General features: G+C 31.8%; 22 protein-coding genes. 11 read left to right on the top strand and 11 right to left on the bottom strand.

What is annotated here, in order from left to right:
• The first annotated feature begins 4 nt into the window (after positions 1-4).
• Both bioB and ACZ451_RS03555 read left to right on the top strand, forming a co-directional pair.
• Positions 5-1,093, top strand: coding sequence for a biotin synthase BioB (bioB, locus tag ACZ451_RS03560; RefSeq protein ID WP_464215718.1), 1,089 nt, complete (start codon positions 5-7; stop codon positions 1,091-1,093).
• A 131-nt stretch (positions 1,094-1,224) separates the two neighbouring features.
• Positions 1,225-2,064, top strand: coding sequence for a cupin-like domain-containing protein (locus tag ACZ451_RS03555; RefSeq protein WP_464215717.1), 840 nt, complete (start codon positions 1,225-1,227; stop codon positions 2,062-2,064).
• Between the two features lie 130 nt (positions 2,065-2,194).
• Here the strand turns inward: ACZ451_RS03555 and ACZ451_RS03550 are convergent, their stop codons facing one another.
• The 7 genes from ACZ451_RS03550 to ACZ451_RS03520 form a co-directional block, all read right to left on the bottom strand.
• On the bottom strand, positions 2,195-2,668 hold the full coding sequence (locus ACZ451_RS03550; protein WP_464215716.1) for a regulatory protein RecX: 474 nt from the start codon (positions 2,666-2,668) through the stop codon (positions 2,195-2,197).
• Between the two features lie 90 nt (positions 2,669-2,758).
• Positions 2,759-2,950 carry a type II toxin-antitoxin system antitoxin gene (locus ACZ451_RS03545; protein WP_464215715.1) on the bottom strand — a complete coding sequence of 64 codons (192 nt, stop codon included), beginning with the start codon at positions 2,948-2,950 and terminating at the stop codon, positions 2,759-2,761.
• 9 nt (positions 2,951-2,959) lie between these two features.
• Positions 2,960-3,817, bottom strand: coding sequence for an SPFH domain-containing protein (locus tag ACZ451_RS03540; protein ID WP_464215714.1), 858 nt, complete (start codon positions 3,815-3,817; stop codon positions 2,960-2,962).
• Positions 3,818-3,962: 145 nt separating this feature from the next.
• A complete protein-coding gene (locus ACZ451_RS03535; RefSeq protein WP_464215713.1) occupies positions 3,963-4,505 on the bottom strand; it encodes a DUF5655 domain-containing protein in 543 nt (180 codons plus the stop codon).
• 72 nt (positions 4,506-4,577) lie between these two features.
• Positions 4,578-4,859 carry a DUF1272 domain-containing protein gene (locus tag ACZ451_RS03530; RefSeq protein WP_464215712.1) on the bottom strand — a complete coding sequence of 94 codons (282 nt, stop codon included), beginning with the start codon at positions 4,857-4,859 and terminating at the stop codon, positions 4,578-4,580.
• A gap of 4 nt (positions 4,860-4,863) precedes the next feature.
• Complete coding sequence (locus ACZ451_RS03525) at positions 4,864-5,379, bottom strand: GNAT family N-acetyltransferase (RefSeq protein ID WP_464215711.1); 516 nt, start codon at positions 5,377-5,379, stop codon at positions 4,864-4,866.
• A gap of 243 nt (positions 5,380-5,622) precedes the next feature.
• Positions 5,623-6,282: a pyridoxamine 5'-phosphate oxidase family protein gene (locus ACZ451_RS03520; RefSeq protein WP_464215710.1), complete on the bottom strand. Its 660-nt coding sequence runs from the start codon at positions 6,280-6,282 to the stop codon at positions 5,623-5,625.
• 291 nt (positions 6,283-6,573) lie between these two features.
• Between ACZ451_RS03520 and ACZ451_RS03515 the strand changes: the two genes are divergently transcribed.
• Both ACZ451_RS03515 and ACZ451_RS03510 read left to right on the top strand, forming a co-directional pair.
• Positions 6,574-8,079 (top strand): aminotransferase-like domain-containing protein, encoded by a 1,506-nt coding sequence (locus ACZ451_RS03515; RefSeq protein ID WP_464215709.1) that lies wholly within the window; start codon positions 6,574-6,576, stop codon positions 8,077-8,079.
• Positions 8,080-8,137: 58 nt separating this feature from the next.
• Positions 8,138-8,872: a hypothetical protein gene (locus ACZ451_RS03510; RefSeq protein WP_464215708.1), complete on the top strand. Its 735-nt coding sequence runs from the start codon at positions 8,138-8,140 to the stop codon at positions 8,870-8,872.
• Positions 8,873-8,937: 65 nt separating this feature from the next.
• On the opposite strand, the gene ACZ451_RS03505 is transcribed toward ACZ451_RS03510, so the two are convergent.
• From ACZ451_RS03505 to ACZ451_RS03490, 4 genes are all read right to left on the bottom strand, one after another.
• Complete coding sequence (locus ACZ451_RS03505; protein ID WP_464215707.1) at positions 8,938-9,549, bottom strand: hypothetical protein; 612 nt, start codon at positions 9,547-9,549, stop codon at positions 8,938-8,940.
• A gap of 18 nt (positions 9,550-9,567) precedes the next feature.
• A complete protein-coding gene (locus tag ACZ451_RS03500; RefSeq protein ID WP_464215706.1) occupies positions 9,568-9,768 on the bottom strand; it encodes a DUF4177 domain-containing protein in 201 nt (66 codons plus the stop codon).
• Positions 9,769-9,887: 119 nt separating this feature from the next.
• Positions 9,888-11,438 carry an Rne/Rng family ribonuclease gene (locus tag ACZ451_RS03495; RefSeq protein ID WP_464215705.1) on the bottom strand — a complete coding sequence of 517 codons (1,551 nt, stop codon included), beginning with the start codon at positions 11,436-11,438 and terminating at the stop codon, positions 9,888-9,890.
• 276 nt (positions 11,439-11,714) lie between these two features.
• Positions 11,715-12,005: an HU family DNA-binding protein gene (locus ACZ451_RS03490; protein ID WP_013549904.1), complete on the bottom strand. Its 291-nt coding sequence runs from the start codon at positions 12,003-12,005 to the stop codon at positions 11,715-11,717.
• Between the two features lie 129 nt (positions 12,006-12,134).
• On the opposite strand from ACZ451_RS03490, the gene mutY reads away from it, so the two are divergent.
• The 7 genes from mutY (at position 12,135) to ACZ451_RS03455 (ending at position 19,186) form a co-directional block, all read left to right on the top strand.
• Entirely contained in the window at positions 12,135-13,169 is a 1,035-nt protein-coding gene (gene mutY / locus ACZ451_RS03485; protein WP_464215704.1) for an A/G-specific adenine glycosylase, read from the top strand.
• A 76-nt stretch (positions 13,170-13,245) separates the two neighbouring features.
• A complete protein-coding gene (locus ACZ451_RS03480; protein ID WP_464215703.1) occupies positions 13,246-13,725 on the top strand; it encodes a single-stranded DNA-binding protein in 480 nt (159 codons plus the stop codon).
• A gap of 16 nt (positions 13,726-13,741) precedes the next feature.
• Positions 13,742-15,067 (top strand): gliding motility-associated protein GldE, encoded by a 1,326-nt coding sequence (locus ACZ451_RS03475; protein ID WP_464215702.1) that lies wholly within the window; start codon positions 13,742-13,744, stop codon positions 15,065-15,067.
• 13 nt (positions 15,068-15,080) lie between these two features.
• A complete protein-coding gene (gene gldD, locus ACZ451_RS03470) occupies positions 15,081-15,620 on the top strand; it encodes a gliding motility lipoprotein GldD (protein WP_464215701.1) in 540 nt (179 codons plus the stop codon).
• Between the two features lie 39 nt (positions 15,621-15,659).
• Complete coding sequence (locus ACZ451_RS03465) at positions 15,660-15,962, top strand: immunity 53 family protein (protein ID WP_464215700.1); 303 nt, start codon at positions 15,660-15,662, stop codon at positions 15,960-15,962.
• A 160-nt stretch (positions 15,963-16,122) separates the two neighbouring features.
• Positions 16,123-18,270, top strand: coding sequence for a VIT and vWA domain-containing protein (locus ACZ451_RS03460; RefSeq protein ID WP_464215699.1), 2,148 nt, complete (start codon positions 16,123-16,125; stop codon positions 18,268-18,270).
• 367 nt (positions 18,271-18,637) lie between these two features.
• Positions 18,638-19,186, top strand: coding sequence for a hypothetical protein (locus tag ACZ451_RS03455; RefSeq protein WP_464215698.1), 549 nt, complete (start codon positions 18,638-18,640; stop codon positions 19,184-19,186).
• Positions 19,187-19,411 lie beyond the last annotated feature (225 nt).

The raw sequence follows: 19,411 nt of genomic DNA, 5'->3' as shown, positions 1-19,411 counted from the left end.
TTTTATGACTGAAAAAAGACACGATTGGACAAAAGAAGAAATTCTAGCCATATATAATAAACCTTTTATGGAATTGCTTTACGATGCTGCAACAATACATCGTAAAAGCCATGACCCAAATACAGTACAAGTTTCTACCTTATTGTCTATAAAAACAGGCGGTTGCCCAGAAGATTGTGGCTATTGTCCGCAAGCAGCACGTTACCATACAGATATAGAAGGAAATGATTTAATGTCTGTACCGCATGTAAAAGCGCAGGCATTGCGTGCAAAAGCCTCTGGAAGTTCTAGAGTATGTATGGGCGCAGCATGGCGTAATGTAAAAGATGGTCCAGAGTTTGAGCAGGTTTTAGAAATGGTACGTACCATTAACAAGCTAGATATGGAAGTTTGCTGTACTTTAGGGATGTTAACCGAAAACCAAGCAAAAAGATTAGCAGAAGCGGGTCTTTACGCATATAATCATAATCTAGATACTTCTGAAGACTATTATAAAGATGTAATTTCTACGCGTGCTTTTGAAGATAGGCTAGAAACTATAGATAATGTTCGGAAAAGCAATGTTACTGTTTGTAGTGGTGGTATTATTGGTATGGGAGAACAATTAGAAGACAGAGCGGGAATGTTAGTAGCACTATCTTCTTTAAATCCACAGCCAGAATCTGTGCCTATTAATGCATTAGTGCCAGTAGAAGGGACACCTATGGAAGATATTCCTAAAATTCCTATTTGGGATATGATCCGTATGGTAGCAACAACTAGAATTGTAATGCCAGAAACGCAAGTAAGACTGTCTGCAGGACGTACAGAAATGAGTAGAGAAGGGCAAGCCATGTGTTTCTTTGCTGGTGCAAATTCTATTTTTGCAGGTGATAAATTGTTAACTACCCCAAACCCAGATGTTAATGAAGATATGGAAATGTTTAAACTCTTAGGTTTAAATCCGCAAAAACCATTTACTAAAGTTTCGCAGCCTAAAACAGTAGAAGCTGCAGATTCTAAATATAAGGCCTTAGGAGAAAAACCTAAATGGACAAGACCTGACCATAAAATAGAACGTAACGAAGAGGCAAGAAATACAACAAAAGTGTAGTTGTTAGAGAATGCTAATTGTATTTTTTTGAAGGTCTTTGTATAAATTTTAAGAGAATCTATTAAAGATAATTTTTATTTTTATCTCGTAGAATTTATGTCAACCAGATTATCAATCAAATTTATTTGTCCTTGAAATTAGAAGCTATTCCTAGGGTAAAACATATTACCAAGGATGATTTTATAAAACAGTATTTTAAACTTCAAAAACCTGTTGTAATTGAACGGTTTATTGAAGATTGGCCTGCGTATACCAAATGGAATTTAGACTATATGAAGTCAGTTGCAGGAGATAAAACAGTACCGCTTTACGATGATAGGCCAGTAACGCACAAAGATGGTTTTAATGAGCCACATGCCAAGATGAAAATGGCAGATTATATAGACTTATTGAAAAAAGAACCTACCAAATTCCGTATTTTTTTATGGAATATCTTAAAAGAAGTACCCCAATTACAGAAAGATTATACATTTCCAGATTTTGGTTTGCGTTTAATGAAAGGCTTACCAATGCTTTTTTTTGGCGGTAGCGATTCGCATACCTTTATGCATTATGATATCGATTTGGCTAATATTTTTCATTTTCATTTTGAAGGGAAAAAGAAAATTATACTTTTTTCACAATCAGAAAATAAGTACTTATATAAAGTGCCACACTCTTTAATAACCCACGAAAGTATTGATTTCTCTAATCCTGATTATACAAAGTGGCCTAAACTAAAACAGGCATCTGGTTACGAAACCGAATTAAACCATGGTGAAGTTTTGTATATGCCAGAAGGTTATTGGCATTATATGAAATATATAACCCCAGGTTTTTCAATGAGTTTACGCGCTATAGCCCGTAATCCTAAAAATTTAGGAAAAGCATTTTATAATGTGCTTATTATGCGGTATTATGATAATATGATGCGAAGGCTAAAAGGGCAAAAATGGATAGATTATAAGAATGAAAAAGCGGTAAATTCTTGAGTAATTTTTTCTGAAATGGAATAAATTGTATCAGAAATCGGAGTTTTTAGTTCTAAAACTGTTCTCGATACACTTTTTCGTAGCTCAAAAGCACTCGAACTGACGAAAAGTGTCGATTCCTGAGTATATTTTAAGGAATAAGTTCTTTAATTTTTTCATAAACCAAATGACTCTCCCAACCTCTGTATAATAGATAGTCTGCTAATTTTTTTCTCCTTTTTTGAGTGTTTATTTCTTTTATACTTTCTAAACGTTTTTTGGCTAAAGCATCAAGGGTACTATAATACGTTTCAGCCTCAATTTCTTTAAGTGCTGTTTTTATATTGTATGAAGAAATTTGACGTTGTTTTAATTCATTTATAATTCGGTTTTTTCCCCATTTTTTTATTCTGAATTTGCCACGAGCAAAACTACAAGCAAAACGTTCTTCGTTTAAGAATTTTTCTGCAATAAGATGTCCTAAAATCTGGTCTATAGCATCAGGGATCATACGCATTTCTCGTAATTTGTCTGTTACTTCTTTGTGGCAACGATCCTGGTAAGCACAATAGCTTTCTATTTTTTTTAAAGCCTCTTCAATAGTGTATGATTTAGTATGCTGCATAAAACGTAAAACTACTATAAACAATGCGTGACGACAATTTTAATAGAAATTTAATTTGTCTTGCATACAGAATAATTATAAATCATTTAACTAAAGCCCTTTATCCTGGTCACTCTTCTTAATTTTTGGTTTATTCGGCAATCTTTTGGAATCTTTTAATCCTTTATTTATAATCCATTCAATTTGCCCATTAACACTACGAAATTCATCATCAGCCCATTTTTCTATCTGCTTAAAGGTTTCAGGATCTATTCTAAGGACAAATGATTTTCTTTTACTCACAAATTAAAATTAAGCATTTAGTGTACCTGTATTAACAATTGGAATAACTTCTTTATCACCACATAATACAACCATTAAATTACTGACCATTGATGCTTTTTTATCATCATCAAAATCAATTATATTATCGGTAGACAGTTTTTCTAAAGCGTCTTCTACCATTCCAACAGCTCCTTCAACAATTTTTTTACGTGCAGCAACAATGGCAACTGCTTGCTGTCTTTTTAACATTGAACTTGCAATTTCTGGAGCATATGCAAGGTAACCAATTCTTGCTTCCATCACTTTTATACCAGCAATAGCTAAACGTTCTGTAATTTCATTTTCTAATGCTTCATTAACTTCATCCATTCCAGATCTTAAAGTTAATTCTGCTCGTTCATCATCAAAATTGTCATAAGGATAAGAACCTGCTAACTTTCTTACTGCAGCATCTGTTTGTACTCGAACAAATTCTTCATAATTATCCACATCAAAAGCAGATTTATACGTATCGCTTACTTGCCAAACCAAAATTACATTAATCATAATTGGATTCCCAATCTTATCATTTACTTTAACACGTTCACTATCAAAATTCCTAGCTCTTAAAGAAATTTTTTGTTTTGTAAAAAAAGGATTTGCCCAAAAGAATCCATTTTCCCTAACTGTACCCTTATAAGCACCAAATAATACCATTACTTTAGAACTATTTGGGTTCACTATAAAGAAGCCTTTTGCTATCAAAATTATAACTAATAAACCAACTATTAATAATAGTGGGTTTCCTGCTAATATTAAACTAACAATAAGACCAATAATTATTAAAAACAATATGAGGAGTATTGCATAACCATTTGTCCCTTTAATTTGTACTTCATTTTTCATGTGATATCATTTTGATATCACAATAATACTAATTTTTTTGAATTGAACAAATTTTTATGAATTATAATTAAACGACACTTTAGCGATAATTATGTTGTGATCAAAAAAAGTAAGTGCTTACTAATTGTTTATGGTGTTGATACAGTTAAAGTGCTTTACTGTAGGCTTCTTGTATCCACGTTATTAATTCATCATCAATATCAGACAGTGCTGTAATTTTTACACGATGTGTACACATGGTACCAAAAGGGCCAGAACCTTCTAACCTATCTGTATTTGGTTTGTCTTTTATTTTTAAACCAAGATCAATACGTGTTTTTGTAGCAGGTTTAATTAGTACAAATTGTTTCTTTCTTATAATGCTTACACTTGTTTTTTTAGGACTAATGGTAACATCTTTTCCTAGAGCACTTACAGAAGTAATTAATTTTTCATAGATTGGGAATAAGCTTTCTTTTCCTTTATACTGATTTTTAACTAGGTCATCTGTGCTAGTATTTTCTTCTTTAGATAAGGTTACAATAGTATTAGCAAAGCCATGTGTTACTTGATGTTCTTCTTTTAAATATTTTACTGCTTCACTATGTTTTGCAAAAGCCTTTTTTTGCAGTATTTCTTTCCATTCCGCTAATGATTTACCTGTTTTTTCAGGCATATTAGCAATCATTGTTTGTAGTGCTTTATCCATACGAATACCTTATAAATCTTGAAAACAGAAAGATACTAAAATTATAATTTGCACTATAAATTGCTTTTAATTTTATCTGTTTCTAGGGTTGCTATTCTTATTTTTCTTTAGATAAGAATTGTTTAATACCGGTTTGTGTATTTTGTCTTTTCTAGGAGGGTATTTTAGTAATTGCGCTTTAGGCCGTGTTGGTCTTTTTTCAAATCCACCGCCGCAGTTTGGACATACATTTATAAGAATAGTGTGTACACAATCTTCACAAAAGGTACACTCATAGCTACAAATCATAGCTTTGTCACTATCATTTGGTAGTGATGTGTTACAGTTTTCACAGTTTAGCCTAATTTCTAACATAGTTTTATAATGTTTTTACCATCGCAATAAATTCAAATTTTTCTTTTCCAATTTGAAATCCATGATTGCCAATTTTTTGAAACTCATTTTTTGTATAAAAACGAATTGCTCTTTCATTGCTTATTAAGACAGAGAGCCAAATTTTTTCAAAACCTTTTTCTCTTGCTTTTTCTAGTACTTTATTTTGTAATTGAAGTCCAATTTTCATTGAAATAAAATCTTTTAAAACATAAATTTTCTGCAATTGACAACTTTTCTCTAACGGGATAAAATCTGATGTAGAGTTCAATTTTAATTTTGCATAACCAACTGGCAATTCATCTACCAGTGCAATCCAAAATAGATTATTATTTTTTTGTAATCCATTTCTAATTTTTTCAACAGAAAAAGTTTTTTTACAATATTCTAGTATATCATTTGTATCCTTAAATAAATGCCCAAATGTTTCTGTAAATGTCACCCTTGCTAATAAGGCAATACATTCTGCATCTGATGGTTTAGCGCGTTTTATTTCAATCATAGTTTTCTATTTCATAATGCGGGTTATACGGTATAGGTGTAAAAACACAGCTATAGTACATCCTATAATTATAGGAAACGCATGAATTAAAATCCCATAAATTATATAAATTGCATTAGCAATAACAGAAATTAATCTTAGTTTGTATTCTCCCTTTAAAGCCATAGAATACAGATTAATACCTAATGCTAGATAACCAATAAAGTTTACGGTACTAAAGTCCATACTTGTATATAATTAGGTTTATTTATGCTTTTCATAATAATTTAAAACATGTTCAGGAATTTTAATATCATCAGTTAATAAGGCGTCGCTAATAGGAAATTCTGCTACTTGCTTTAGCGGTAGTAAACCTGCCCAAATAGGAAGACTTTCATCTGCTTTTTCATCTTTTACTCCTACATCTCTAATTTTTGCAGAAGCTGTTTTTATCGTCATCGCTACTACCAAAGTGCCGTCTAGTTCTTTTTTATGCATTGGGCGAATGTCTTCCCACCGCCCTACCATCATATGGTCTACAACACATTTTAATGCTTTTTCTTTTTCTGTAGCCTCTTCAACCTTTATAAGTTCTCCAAATAAAGTAGCAGATCTATAGTTTACAGAATGGTGTAAACCAGAGCGGGCCAGTACTAGAGCATCTAAATGCATCACAGTCATACTTGCTTCTTTACTTTCTAGTAGTGCTAATAACATTCTATTTTTATGAGAACCATGTAAATATATTTTATCTTCATTTCTACCATATGCCATTGGTAAACTAATTGCTTTTCCTTCATAGATATAACTTACATAACCTATAAATCCAGCATCTAGAATATCGTTTATTTTTTCAACCTCGTAGATAGCTCTATTGGCGCCCCTTTTTACTTTATTTAATTCTGAAGTCTTATATGTTTTCATTTTTATTAATGATTTTAAACTTGTTATGTCTTTTGAATACATCAAGCTTTTACGTCAGTTCGAGTGCTAGATTTAAAACATTTTCCGTTTTAAATCTAGTGTATCGAGAACCGAACCTTAATTCCTAAGAATATGTTCTCGATACATTTTTTCTTTATTTCTTTACGAAAAAACACTCGAACAGACGATTTAATGTATTTTAAAATGCACAACAGATTAATATTAAATCAAAATTAATAATTTTGTGGATTAGCTAAGCCATCCAGAAATAATTATTTAAATAGTCCAGTTATGATTCCGTATAAAACTATTATTAAAATAGATAAAAGCAGTAGGCAGCCAGTTTATATACAGTTAACCAATCAATTTATAGACCTGATTAAAAAAAGGACCTTAGCGCCAAATGCAAAACTACCAGGCACAAGAACTTTGGCAGAATTAATCGGTTTGCATCGTAAAACAGTGGTAGCATGTTATGAGGAGTTATTATTACAGGGATGGATCGCCAGTATTCCACAAAAAGGCACCTATGTACATGGCGATATTCCAGAATTGCAACAGCAGAAAATAGGTGAATTAGAAACCGTAGAAAAGAGTGCTAAAACAGGCTTTTCGTTTACACAAAATCCTATTTTTAATCGGAAATACCCTCAAAGTTTTTCTGAAGATTATATGTATGTAAATGATGGCGTTTCAGATGTTCGGTTGGCACCTTCTAATGAAATAGCAATACTATACAGAAAAGTAGTAAGTAAAAAGAGTAGCATAAAGCAGATGAATTATGGTACTACTTATGGGAATATGGAATTAAGAGAAACCTTAGTAGCGTATTTAAATGAAACACGGGGATTGGCGATTACAACAGATCATATCATCATTACTAGAGGGAGCCAAATGGGAATGTTTTTGGCTTCTCAATTACTATTTAAAAATCAAGAATATATCATCATTGGGGAAACAAATTATAGCTCTTCGGATACTACTTTTAAATCTGCAGGAGCCAAACTTTTAAGAGCTAAAGTAGCTAAAGATGGTTTAGATGTTGAAGCTATAGAGCGTTTATGTAAAAAATACCCTGTAAAAGCCATTTACACAACCTCTCATCATCATCATCCAACAACCGTTACACTTTCTGCAGAAAAAAGAATGAAGCTCTTAAACCTAGCTAAAAATTACAATTTGGCAATCATAGAAGACGATTATGATTATGATTTTCATTACAACCATGCACCAATTTTGCCTTTAGCCAGTCATGATAAAAATAATAATGTAATTTATGTAGGCTCTATTTGTAAAACAGTTGCACCTGTATATAGGATAGGATACCTTATTGCCTCTAAAGCTTTTGTAGATGAGTGTGCAAAACTACGTAGGTTTATAGATCGGCAAGGAGATGCTCTATTAGAATTGGCTTTTTCTAAATTTATAAAAGAAGGGAGTTTAGACCGGCATGTTAAAAAAGTAGTGAAGCTCTATAAATCTCGTAGAGACTTATTTTGCAGTTTGCTTAAGAGTGAATTAGGAGACTACTTTTCTTTTGAAATCCCAAAAGGAGGAATGGCCATTTGGGTTACCTTAAATGCAAAATATTCTTGGGATAGGGTAGCTGAGGTTGGAAAAACGCAAGGCATTATCTTATCCGAATGGCAACGATATGATATGATAGGTGCGGGGCATAATGCCATTAGAATGGGTTTTGCAGCTTATAATGAAACTGAGATTAGAAGTTTTATGGCTAGATTGAAGAAGACTATGAATATTGTAGCAAGTGTAGAAGTAAATAGTCTTGAAAAATGAGATTTAAGTAAACTAACTTCAACAATCTTAATTAAATTTGTTTAAAGTAATCTAACAAATGGAGTCTGAATATAAAGATAGTTTGATTAAAGTTTTTTTTGATGTTATTCTTAATGTCATACTTATGTTTCCATTCGCTATTATTATCGGATTGATAGGTTTTGGCAAACTAAGTATATACTATTTTCCACTTGTTATTATTTTTGGATTGCTAAATATTTTTATTTGGCGAATAACATTGGGTTATCAATTTAGAAAATTTAAATCTGATGTTAAAAATGGGAATAAGTCTTGTTTTTTGAAGTTTAAATATGAACAAAAAGAATGGGATGAATTTATAAATACTTTTCTTAAAAAATACAGAAAGAAGCTTTGTGTTTTCTTACTAATAATGTCTTGTCTTACCATTGCTTTATTCTGCTCTCGACAATTTTGGGGTAATGATGTAGAATTTGCAAATATATTAGTGCTAGCCTCTTTTTCATTAACTCTTTTGTGGGGTATAAATTCATATATTTTTAAACTGAAGCCTTTAAAACAGTCTTTAGATAATTCTCTAAAAGAAGTAGATTTTTATCAAGAAGGTATTATTATTACAAGTAATACTTATATGATTAGAACATTTGGTATTAACAACTCAAATATTTTGCTAAGTCGTCGTGTAGAGACAATAAATAAGCAAAAATATATGTGTTTTACTGATAGGTTAATCAATGGCGAAGAACATCAAACCGAAACTAAAACTTGTATTCCAATTCCGAGTAAAGGCTATAGATCTCGAAAAGTTATTTAGCCTGAGTTAAATATAAAAATTCATTTTACATAAAGGAAAAAGAAAATACAGGTTTAAAATAATTCTTATTCTTCATCATTATGTATTCTAACAATACGTTTAATGTTCTCCTGAATAGGAGTAATGGATAATTGTTTTTCATTTTCTACAATATAAAAAATATAAAGACTGTTTTGCCCAATGGTTTTTACCTTTAATTTTTCTCCAGTTTTAAATTCTAATATTTTATTGACTTTTAAATCTCCAGTCTCCATTCTTTTAGACATTTTAACGCCGCTACCTAAAGCCAAACCTAGAAAAACGGAGAGTAATAATAGGCAAACGTAACTTATTACAATATTATTAGAAATTCCATTTTCGTAAAAGGTATCCCATTTTTCAATGTTATATATTTTTTGATACCATTTCTTTTCTCTAAAATAATAATAGATTTTTGATGCCAATACTTTTACATAGAATACACCAAAAGCAATTACGCCAATTATAATTCCTAGGGTTAATAAATTATCAGTTATAACACTAACCGGACTTAAAAGAACATCTAAAATAGAAGAATAAGAAAGGATATTGATATTGAAATAGCTGTAAAATATGGCTTGGTATACAATACCTAAAAATAGTAAAAAGACATAGCCAATAGAAAGGTATTCTTGAATGGTGATTTTAGATTTACTCAAAGTAGTTTGGTTTAAGAATTACACCGTACGCTCAAAATACAAATAATGGTATACTGCTGCTCCAAAAGTTACAGCATCAGTAGAAGCTAGGGTCCAACCTTCTTTGGCATATTGGTCTAGCAATTCTTGCATTTTTTTGGTAGCATCTTTAATAATATGGTTCTTATCAAAAGTAAGCTTAGTATACAGAAGAAATGATTCTACTTTGTATTCTTTCATAATAGTTTTAATTTTTTTGTAAAATACAAAAGAATATTGGGAAAGGGAAAGTCAGTTTGCCATAAACAAAAAAAGCGACCCCAAAATGGAGTCGCTTTGCAGTAAAATAGCTGTAACAGCTAGTAAATGGTTTTACCGTCTTTATTTTTAAAACGGTATTCTAGATAGGTGTAGGCATCTCTAGATTGTATTTTAATCCATTTTTTATGCTCTAAAAACCACTTAAAGCGTATGGATGGGTATCCTTTTGTAAGATATGCTGCAATAAATGGGTGTATATTTAATGTTATTCCATTTTTGCTTGCTGGGCCGTTTAATAATTTTTCTAAATCGGCATTTATCTTATCTATTAAAACAATTGGAGCTTCTACTTCTCCCCCCACTTTCTGATTAGGGTTTTTTTCTGTTGTTTTAATATTCATTTCAGGTCTTACCCGTTGTCTTGTAATTTGTATCAACCCAAATTTACTAGGAGGCAGAATTTTATGTTTAGCTCTGTCATCTTTCATTTCATCTCTTAGATGATCAAAAAGTTTTCTCCTATTATCACCTTTAGTCATATCAATAAAATCTACAACTATAATTCCTCCCATGTCACGGAGGCGAAGCTGTCTTGCAATTTCTGTAGCTGCAAGCAAATTTACTTCTAAAGCGGTGTCTTCTTGGTTTTTGGCTTTATTAGAGCGGTTACCACTATTTACATCTACTACATGTAAGGCTTCTGTATGCTCAATAATTAAATATGCACCTTTGCTCATAGAGGCGGTGCGGCCAAATGATGTTTTTATTTGTCTTTCTATTCCAAATTTTTCAAAAATTGGAGTTCGAGAGTTGTACAATTTTACAATAGATTCTTTTCCTGGTGCAATTTCTTGCACATAATCTTTTACTTGCTCATAAAGCGCTTCATCATCCACTTCAATTCCAGTAAAGGAATCGTTAAAAACATCTCTTAATATAGAAGATGCTCGGTTTAGTTCTACTAAAACTTTTGATGGATGGTGGGCTTTGTGCATTTTTTTACACATTACGGACCATTTGGTCAGTAAATTTTGTAAATCTTTGTCTAATTCTGCAACTTTTTTGCCTTCTGCAACTGTTCTGATGATAACACCAAATCCTTTTGGCTTAATGCTTTTTACAAGCCTTTTAAGTCTGTCTTTTTCTTCTCTGCTTTCTATTTTCTGAGAAACAGAAATGCGTTCAGAAAAAGGAACCATAACTAAATACCGCCCTGCGATAGATAATTCTGAACTAATTCTTGGTCCTTTTGTGGATATGGGTTCTTTAACAACTTGCACTAATAAAGATTGGTTTGCTTTTATAGCATCTGTAATTACACCATCTTTATCAATATCTTTTTCGAATGGAAAGTTTTTCAGCGAAAAATCTTTTAATTTCCCTGAACTAGCTTGCTTAATAAATTTAAGCATTGTAGAAAGTTGTGGTCCTAAATCATGATAATGCAAAAAAGCATCTTTTTCATAACCAACATTTACAAAAGCAGCATTTAAACCTGTTACGGGCTTTCTTACTTTGGCGATAAAAATATCTCCAACAGAAAAATTATTACTGTCTTCTACTTTCTGTAATTCTGTTAACTTACCATTTTTTAATAAGGCAAAATCGACTACATCGGAATTAGATCTTATGATTAATTCTCTATTCACCTGAATCAATTTTGATCTATTTGTTTGTATCCTAATTAAAGGTTTTTTCAAATAGATGATTAAACAATATCTATACAGGTTATGTTAACCTGCTGAAATTCTTTTTTAGAATTCCTATGTCAATGAACGTATTAAAATGAAAAAGTAGTTGAAACAACTACTTTTTCTTGTGTCGGTTAGCTCTTCTACGCTTCTTGCGCTTATGTGTAGCTACCTTATGTCTTTTTCTTTTCTTACCACTAGGCATAAATTATACTTTAATTTAGATTAATATTTTTACTTTACTTCTACGTTACTTTTTACACTCTCAACAAACACTTTCGCAGGTTTAAAAGATGGTATGTTATGTGCTGGTATTTTAATAGTTGTGTTTTTAGAAATATTTCTTCCTGTTTTTTCAGCTCTAGTTTTTATAATAAAACTGCCAAAACCTCTTAAATATACGTTATCTCCATTTTCTAATGAATACTTTACCTCTTCCATGAAAGATTCTACAGTTGCCTGTACATCTCCTTTTTCAATTCCCAGTTTTTCTGAGATTCTAGTTACAATATCAGCTTTCGTCATTTTTTATAAAAGATTTTCTTTTAATGTTTTTTTTCGGGATGCAAATATATAAATAAAAATCAATCAAATACGCTAAAGACTTAATTTTAAGTATTTAAACTAGTACTTTTGGTTTATATTTTATTTTAAATGTCTTTTTCCGAAAAAATATTACAGTGGTATGCCGAAAATAAACGTGAACTTCCATGGAGAAGTACACGAAACCCATACAATATTTGGCTATCCGAAATAATGCTGCAACAAACAAGAGTAGCTCAGGGTACTCCGTATTATTTAAAATTTATACAAAACTTCCCTACTGTATACGATTTGGCTAAAGCCGATGAAGAAAAAGTGCTTAAATTATGGCAAGGCTTAGGCTATTATTCTAGGGCACGGAACTTGCACGCTACCGCAAAAACAATAGTAACGCAATACAATGGTAAATTTCCAGATACTTATGAGGGGCTGCTAAAACTAAAAGGTGTGGGGGACTATACAGCAAGTGCAATTGCTTCTATTTGCTTTAATGCCCCAGAACCAGTGGTTGATGGTAATGTGTATAGGGTATTAGGACGTTATTTTGGAATTGATTTAGCAATAAACGAACCAAAAGGAATAAAATATTTTAAAGCGTTGGCAAGGGAAGTAATGGATACTAAAAATAGTAGAGATTATAACCAAGGTATTATGGAATTTGGCGCAATGCAATGTGCTCCAAAAAAACCATATTGTATGTATTGCCCCTTACGAGAGAGTTGTGTAGCCTTAAAAGAAGGAAAAGTACAAGAGCTTCCTGTAAAACTGAAAAAAACAAAAGTTAGAAATCGGTATTTTAATTATATTGTTCCTATTGATGCTCATAATAATACTATTCTTAAGCAACGTGTTGGAAAAGGAATATGGCAAGGTTTATATGAATTTCCTCTTTTAGAAACCGATAAAGAAGTTGGTATTAAGGAGATTCAGGAAAATGCTGCAACAGTTCTGCCTTATACCTTCTCTGAAATGTATCAATATAATGAGCATAAAATAGTGCATAAACTATCACATCAACATTTGCATACCTTTTTTTGGGTGTTAAAAACCGATGGTATTTTAAAAGAAGGAATTCGCTTAAAAAAAATAGAAGAATACCCTGTACCTATTTTAATTGCAGATTTTATAAAAACGCTTAAAATTTAGTATTTTTGATGTAATAGTATGCTTTAACCTTTGGGCTATTATTTTATACAATACAATCAAATTAAAACAAAATATAATGAGTGGTACTTTAAATAAAGTAATGTTAATAGGACATTTAGGAGATGAAGTGAAAATGCATTATTTTGAAGGCGGTAATTGTATTGGTCGTTTTCCATTAGCAACTAATGAAACCTATACCAATAAACAAACGGGAGAAAGAGTTTCTAATACAGATTGGCACAATATAGTAATCCGTAATAAAGCCGCAGAAATTTGCGAGAAGTATTTAAGCAAAGGAGATAAAGTGTATGTAGAAGGAAGGTTAAAAAACAGACAATGGCAAGGAGAAGATGGAAATCCTAGATATACAACCGAAGTACATGTGCAAGATTTTACGTTTTTAACCACTAAAAAAGAGAGTATGGGGAATACTACGCAAGCTACTCCTCAACAAGTGCAGCAGGCACAGCCACAACAGCAGCAATCTGTAACACAAGCCCCAACACCAACACCTTCTGCCCAGCAATCTGTAGAAGATGATGATTTACCATTTTAATTAAACTTTTTGGACTTTGGACCCAGACCCCTATAGTTGTATTTTAAATTTTATTGTTTTAGATAGTGCTTTTGCCATAAGAGCAGCTGTGCTACTAGTATTGTTATTTTGTTCTGCCTTAATTTCCGGAGCAGAAGTCGCTTTTTTTGGCTTATCTGCCACAGATATTAATGAAATTGAAGAAGAAAAAACAACGAAAGGGAATATCGTTGTAAAATTATTAGCAAAACCCAAAAAGCTTTTAGCAACCATATTAGTTGCAAACAACACCATAAATATTGCAATTGTATTATTGTTTAGTGTTATAGGAGACACACTCTTTTCAGATATTAATTATATATTTTTAGATTTTATATCAATTCGGTTTTTATTAGAAGTGGTGGTTATTACCTTTTTAATATTAATGTTTGGAGAAATTTTACCAAAAGTATATGCCAATCGTAATCAGAAAAGTTTTTCTCACTTTATGGCATATCCCTTAAAGGTTCTCGATGTACTCTTTACCCCCTTAAGCATGCCAATGCGTGCAGGAACACTATTTTTGTATGATAAATTAGGAAAACAAAAATCTAGCTTAAGTATAGATCAGTTGTCGCAGGCATTAGAACTTACTTCAGAGGGTGATACCACAAAAGAAGAGCAAAAAATTTTAGAAGGTATTGTTTCTTTTGGCAATACGGATACCAAGCAAGTAATGCGCCCCAGAATAGATATTTTTGCATTAAATTCCGAAATGAAATTTTTAGAAGTATTGCAAGAAATAAAAACAAAAGGCTACTCTCGTATTCCTGTCTTTACAGAACATATGGATAAAATAGATGGTGTTTTGTACGTAAAAGATTTATTGCCGCATATAGATAGAAAGAATTTTAATTGGGTAGAATTAATACGGGAACCTTATTTTGTGCCAGAGAATAAAAAATTAGATGATTTATTATTAGAATTTCAGGAGAAAAAGAATCATTTAGCGGTAGTAGTAGATGAATACGGAGGTACCTCAGGCATTGTTACATTAGAAGATATTATTGAGGAAATTGTAGGGGATATTAGTGATGAGTTTGATGATGAAGATCTGATTTATTCTAAGCTAGATGATTATAATTATGTTTTTGATGGAAAAACAACATTGAAAGACTTTTATAAAGTAGTTAAAATAGAAGATGAAGAAGATTTTGAAGAGCAAAAAGGCGAGTCTGAAACCATAGCAGGTTTTGTTTTGGAGCTAGCAGGTAGTTTTCCTAAAAGAGGAGAAAAAGTACCCTTTAAAAACTATATTTTTATAGTAGAAAGTTTAGATAAAAAAAGATTAAAGCAAATAAAAATAACATTGCCTAATGCGTAAACCCCATTTTTGTATGCTGTTTTTACTGTTTGTAGTTCTGGGCAGTTGCAAGGAAGAACAGCCTTTACCAAAACCAAACGCAATGCTGCGTTTAGAATATCCATCAGGAGAAGAAGGCACTTTAGAGACAAATAATTTTACTTTTAATTACAATACATTAGCAGAACCCAAAATTGAAAATGCTAGAGGAATTGTTTTGTCTTACCCAGAAATGAAAGGTGCTATTTTTTTGTCTTATAAAAAAATTAATGGCGATTTAAATAGTATGATCAGAGATGCAGAAAAACGCTCTTATGAGCATAAAGCAAAGGCAGATAGAATTGAACCTAGAATTTTTGAAAATAAAGAGGATAAAGTATACGGTGCTTATTTTCAGATTATAGGCAATGCCGCATCACAATCACAGTTTTACGTTACCGATAGTATTAACCATTTTGTAACAGGTTCTATCTATTTTTCTGCAAAACCCAATTACGATTCTATTCTGCCAGCGGCAGCGTATTTACAGCAAGATATGCGCAGTATTATGGAAACTTTGCGGTGGAAGGAGTAGGTTTTTAGTAGAAAGCAGATATTTTAATTTTAATACCGCATGCAGATAGATATTTTAGATTGGATCCAGAATTGGTTTAAGGATAATTGTGATGGAGCATGGGAACAGGGCGAAGTGATCCAAATAACAACCATAGAGAATCCAGGTTGGGAAGTAGAAATAGATATCTCTAATACATCTTTAGCGTATATGAGTATCGATTGGATTCTTAATGAAAACGGAAAACAAGATTGGTATGGTGTTAAAATTAAAGACCAAAAATTTACCGCTGCAGGAGATCCTGAAAAACTAAAATTTTTATTAGGCTTATTTAAAGAGACAATAGAGAAAATTGAAAATTAATTTAATTACTCATACAAGTGTTATGTATTGACCTCCTTAAACATCATTTCTAAAAACGAATTCTAGACCATCCTACACGAATTCTAAAACACCACTAATAACCCTTCATTATCGATTTACATTTGGTTTATAATCAAATTATAAACTCAAAATCGATAGCATGAAAAATCTAATCCTTTTCCTCTTTTTAAGCATATGCTTTTTAGGTAATGCTCAAAAAACAGACAGTCCGTATTTGTCAGTTGCTACAGAAAATGCACAAATTCCATTAAAATCATCTAAAACAGCTGTGCAAATTTCAGGAACCATTGCGCATGTACATATTACACAGGTATACCATAACCAAGGAGATACACCTATAGAAGCAAAATATGTGTTTCCGATGGCAGTAACAGCAGCAGTACATCAAATGCAGATGACTATTGGGGACAGAACCATAAACGCTAAAATATTTGAAAAACAAGAGGCAAAAAAAGTATATGATACAGCTATAAAAGAAGGAAAAAGAGCCGCTAAATTAGATCAAGAACGCCCAAATGTATTCCAAATGAATGTGGGTAATATTATGCCGAATGATGAAGTGGCAATAGATATCTACTATACAGAAATGTTGATACCGATTAATGGCGAATATCAATTTGTATCGCCAGGTGTGGTTGGTCCAAGATTTACAGGAGAAAAGACTGTTTCAGAAGAAACATTTCATCAACCTTATACTAAAAAAGGCATTGCAGACACTTTTGATTTTGATATGACGGTGAGTCTTAACGCAGGTATGATTATTCAGAATATAAGCAGTGTTACACACAAGGTAAATATCAATTATGTAGATGTAAGCGCAGCAGAAGTATTTTTATCTAAAAGCGAAATAAACCCTGCCAATAGAGACTTTATTTTAAAATACAGCCTAAGAGGAAATGAGATACAGTCTGGTTTGTTGTTGTATGAACACGAAGATGAAAATTTCTTCGCCTTTATGATGGAGCCAACAAAGGAAGTAAAGCAGCAAGATATTCCGTCTAGAGAATACCTATTTATTGTAGACGTTTCTGGTTCTATGAATGGGTATCCATTAGAAGTATCACGAGCGCTAATGCGGAATTTACTTTGCAATTTAAGACCTACAGATACTTTTAACGTACAGTTATTTGCATCGAGTTCCACCATGTTTAGCCGAACGCCAGTTGTGGTAGATAAAAATAATATAGAAGCTGCTATTCGTTTTCTTTCGGACGGACAAGGCGGTGGTGGTACACGATTACTAAGCGCTTTACAAACTGCCTATCAATTACCAAGAAAAGATATGACTAGCGCACGATCCATGGTTGTAATTACCGATGGTTATGTGAGTGTTGAGAAAGAAGCTTTTGAGCTGATTCAGAATAATTTAGACAAAGCAAACGTATTCACATTTGGCATAGGATCTAGTGTTAACCGTTATTTAATAGAAGGCATGGCAAAAGTGTCACATTCAGAAGCTTTTATTGCTACTACAAAAGATGAGGCGCAAAAAGTTGCTCAAGATTTTAAAAAATACATTGCATCACCACTATTAACACAGATAAAAGCAGAAGCCAAAGGTTTTGATGTGTATGATGTTGCACCAGCTCGTATTCCAGATGTTTTTTCAGGCAGACCCATATTGGTATATGGAAAATACAAAGGAAAAGCAGCAGGCAAAATTAGCATAACAGGATATAAAGGGAAGAAGAGATTTCAACAAGAATTTAAAGTTTCTAATGCAAATAAAAGTAAAAAGAACCAAGCATTACGCTATTTATGGGCACGTAAAAAGATTGAAGAATTAGATGATTACAAACGCCTTTTTTCCGATGATGTAAAACAAGAAGTAATCAATTTGGGTTTACAGTATAATTTATTAACCAAATACACCTCATTTGTAGCAGTAGATGAAGCAATAGTAAATGCTGATGGTAGTTTAAGGAAAATAAATCAACCATTACCCATGCCACAACATGTAGAAAATAGTGCGGTAGGTGCAGCAGCAGAAATTAAAGCAAAAACAAGCCTTAAAAGTTCTTATTCTATTGAAATAATAGGAGTTGTTGAAAAATCAGAAAAAAGAAAAATAACTATGGAATTCAAAATTTTATATAGAAAATGTGTAACAAATTCTTTAAATCGCTACAAATCAATAAAGATACAATTTAATGCAGAGGGTAAAATAGTAAGTGTTTCCGTATTAGAAAAAAACCAATGGGTTGTTAAGAAAGAACTAACAACACTATTTGCAAAAATAAAAGCATTGTCCTGTAAAAAAGCAATGACTTTAACCTTACAAAAATGATAACATTAAGTTGTATGCTTGCGCCTTTTAGGTCTCAGTATTAAAAAAACCGCTTTAGATCTCTTATTTAGAGTATAGCCCAAAAGTTCTAAGGGCAGTTTAAGAAAATTTAGTTGTTGATACTTCTAGTTTGGGGGAACTAGAAGGAGAAAGCTCATAAGATGTTTAAAATCTTGTGGGTTTTTCTTTTTGTATTGCTTTTTAATAAATACACATAAGAATTAAAAAACTCAATTAATAACGAATTCTAGATGAAACGCTACGAATCCTAAAACCGCTCAAATTTAGATGCAAAGGGCTAGTACTTTTGGTCAAGCAAAACAAATTCATTTATTCTGATGAAGGTCAGGAACTAAAAAAACAAAACATGAAAAATTTAATAATTATTATCACACTAGTATTCGGATTTCAATTTACTACAGCACAAGATTTTAAAAGAACAGAAAAATATAAATTAACCACAAGTGCTAAAGATAAAGGAGATGATTACACACAATACCATGTAACTATAGTAAGTGCTACAGACCCTAATAAAAGTATAGGAGCTTTTACAATAGAAGAAGACACTTTTGAAGATGTTAGGATATCTATATTAGAAAACCCAGCTTTAGATGGAGTAGTAGAGGTGTTAAAAGTAGATGTAGAATATGTAGCATGTTGCGTATATGTAGAATCGTATTACTATATGGTTACCGATACAGAAGTTGTTGCCTTGCCAAGATTAGATAATGGCTATTGTGATGGGCCTGTATTAGAATTTAAATACTTATTTCCAAATCAAAAGTATGGTGTGGAGGGTACTATTGTAAAAGCGGAAGTAAGCTATACAGAAGATATTAAAGTAAAAGACGCCATTGTATTACAAAGCCATATTTGGAATGATGATGATTTTGAAATGGAAGTAGCTGGGGAGTAGGTTTTATACTCATTTTATTGATGAAACTCAATAGTGCAAATTGGACTAATCCCGTTTTTTAGCGGGATTTTGGTTTTTAAAGTCATTAGAAGCAAGAGGTTATCTGAAAAAGCTAAAAAATGGGAATACTAGATTTTTTAGGAAACCTTTTCTCACGCTATTCCTTTTTATATAACAGTTATTTCATATAAAGCTTTTTACCTTTTCTTTTCATGAAATAATAAT

The organism is Allocellulophaga tsushimaensis, from assembly GCF_055383085.1.
This window is presented reverse-complemented; position numbering and strand designations above follow the sequence as displayed.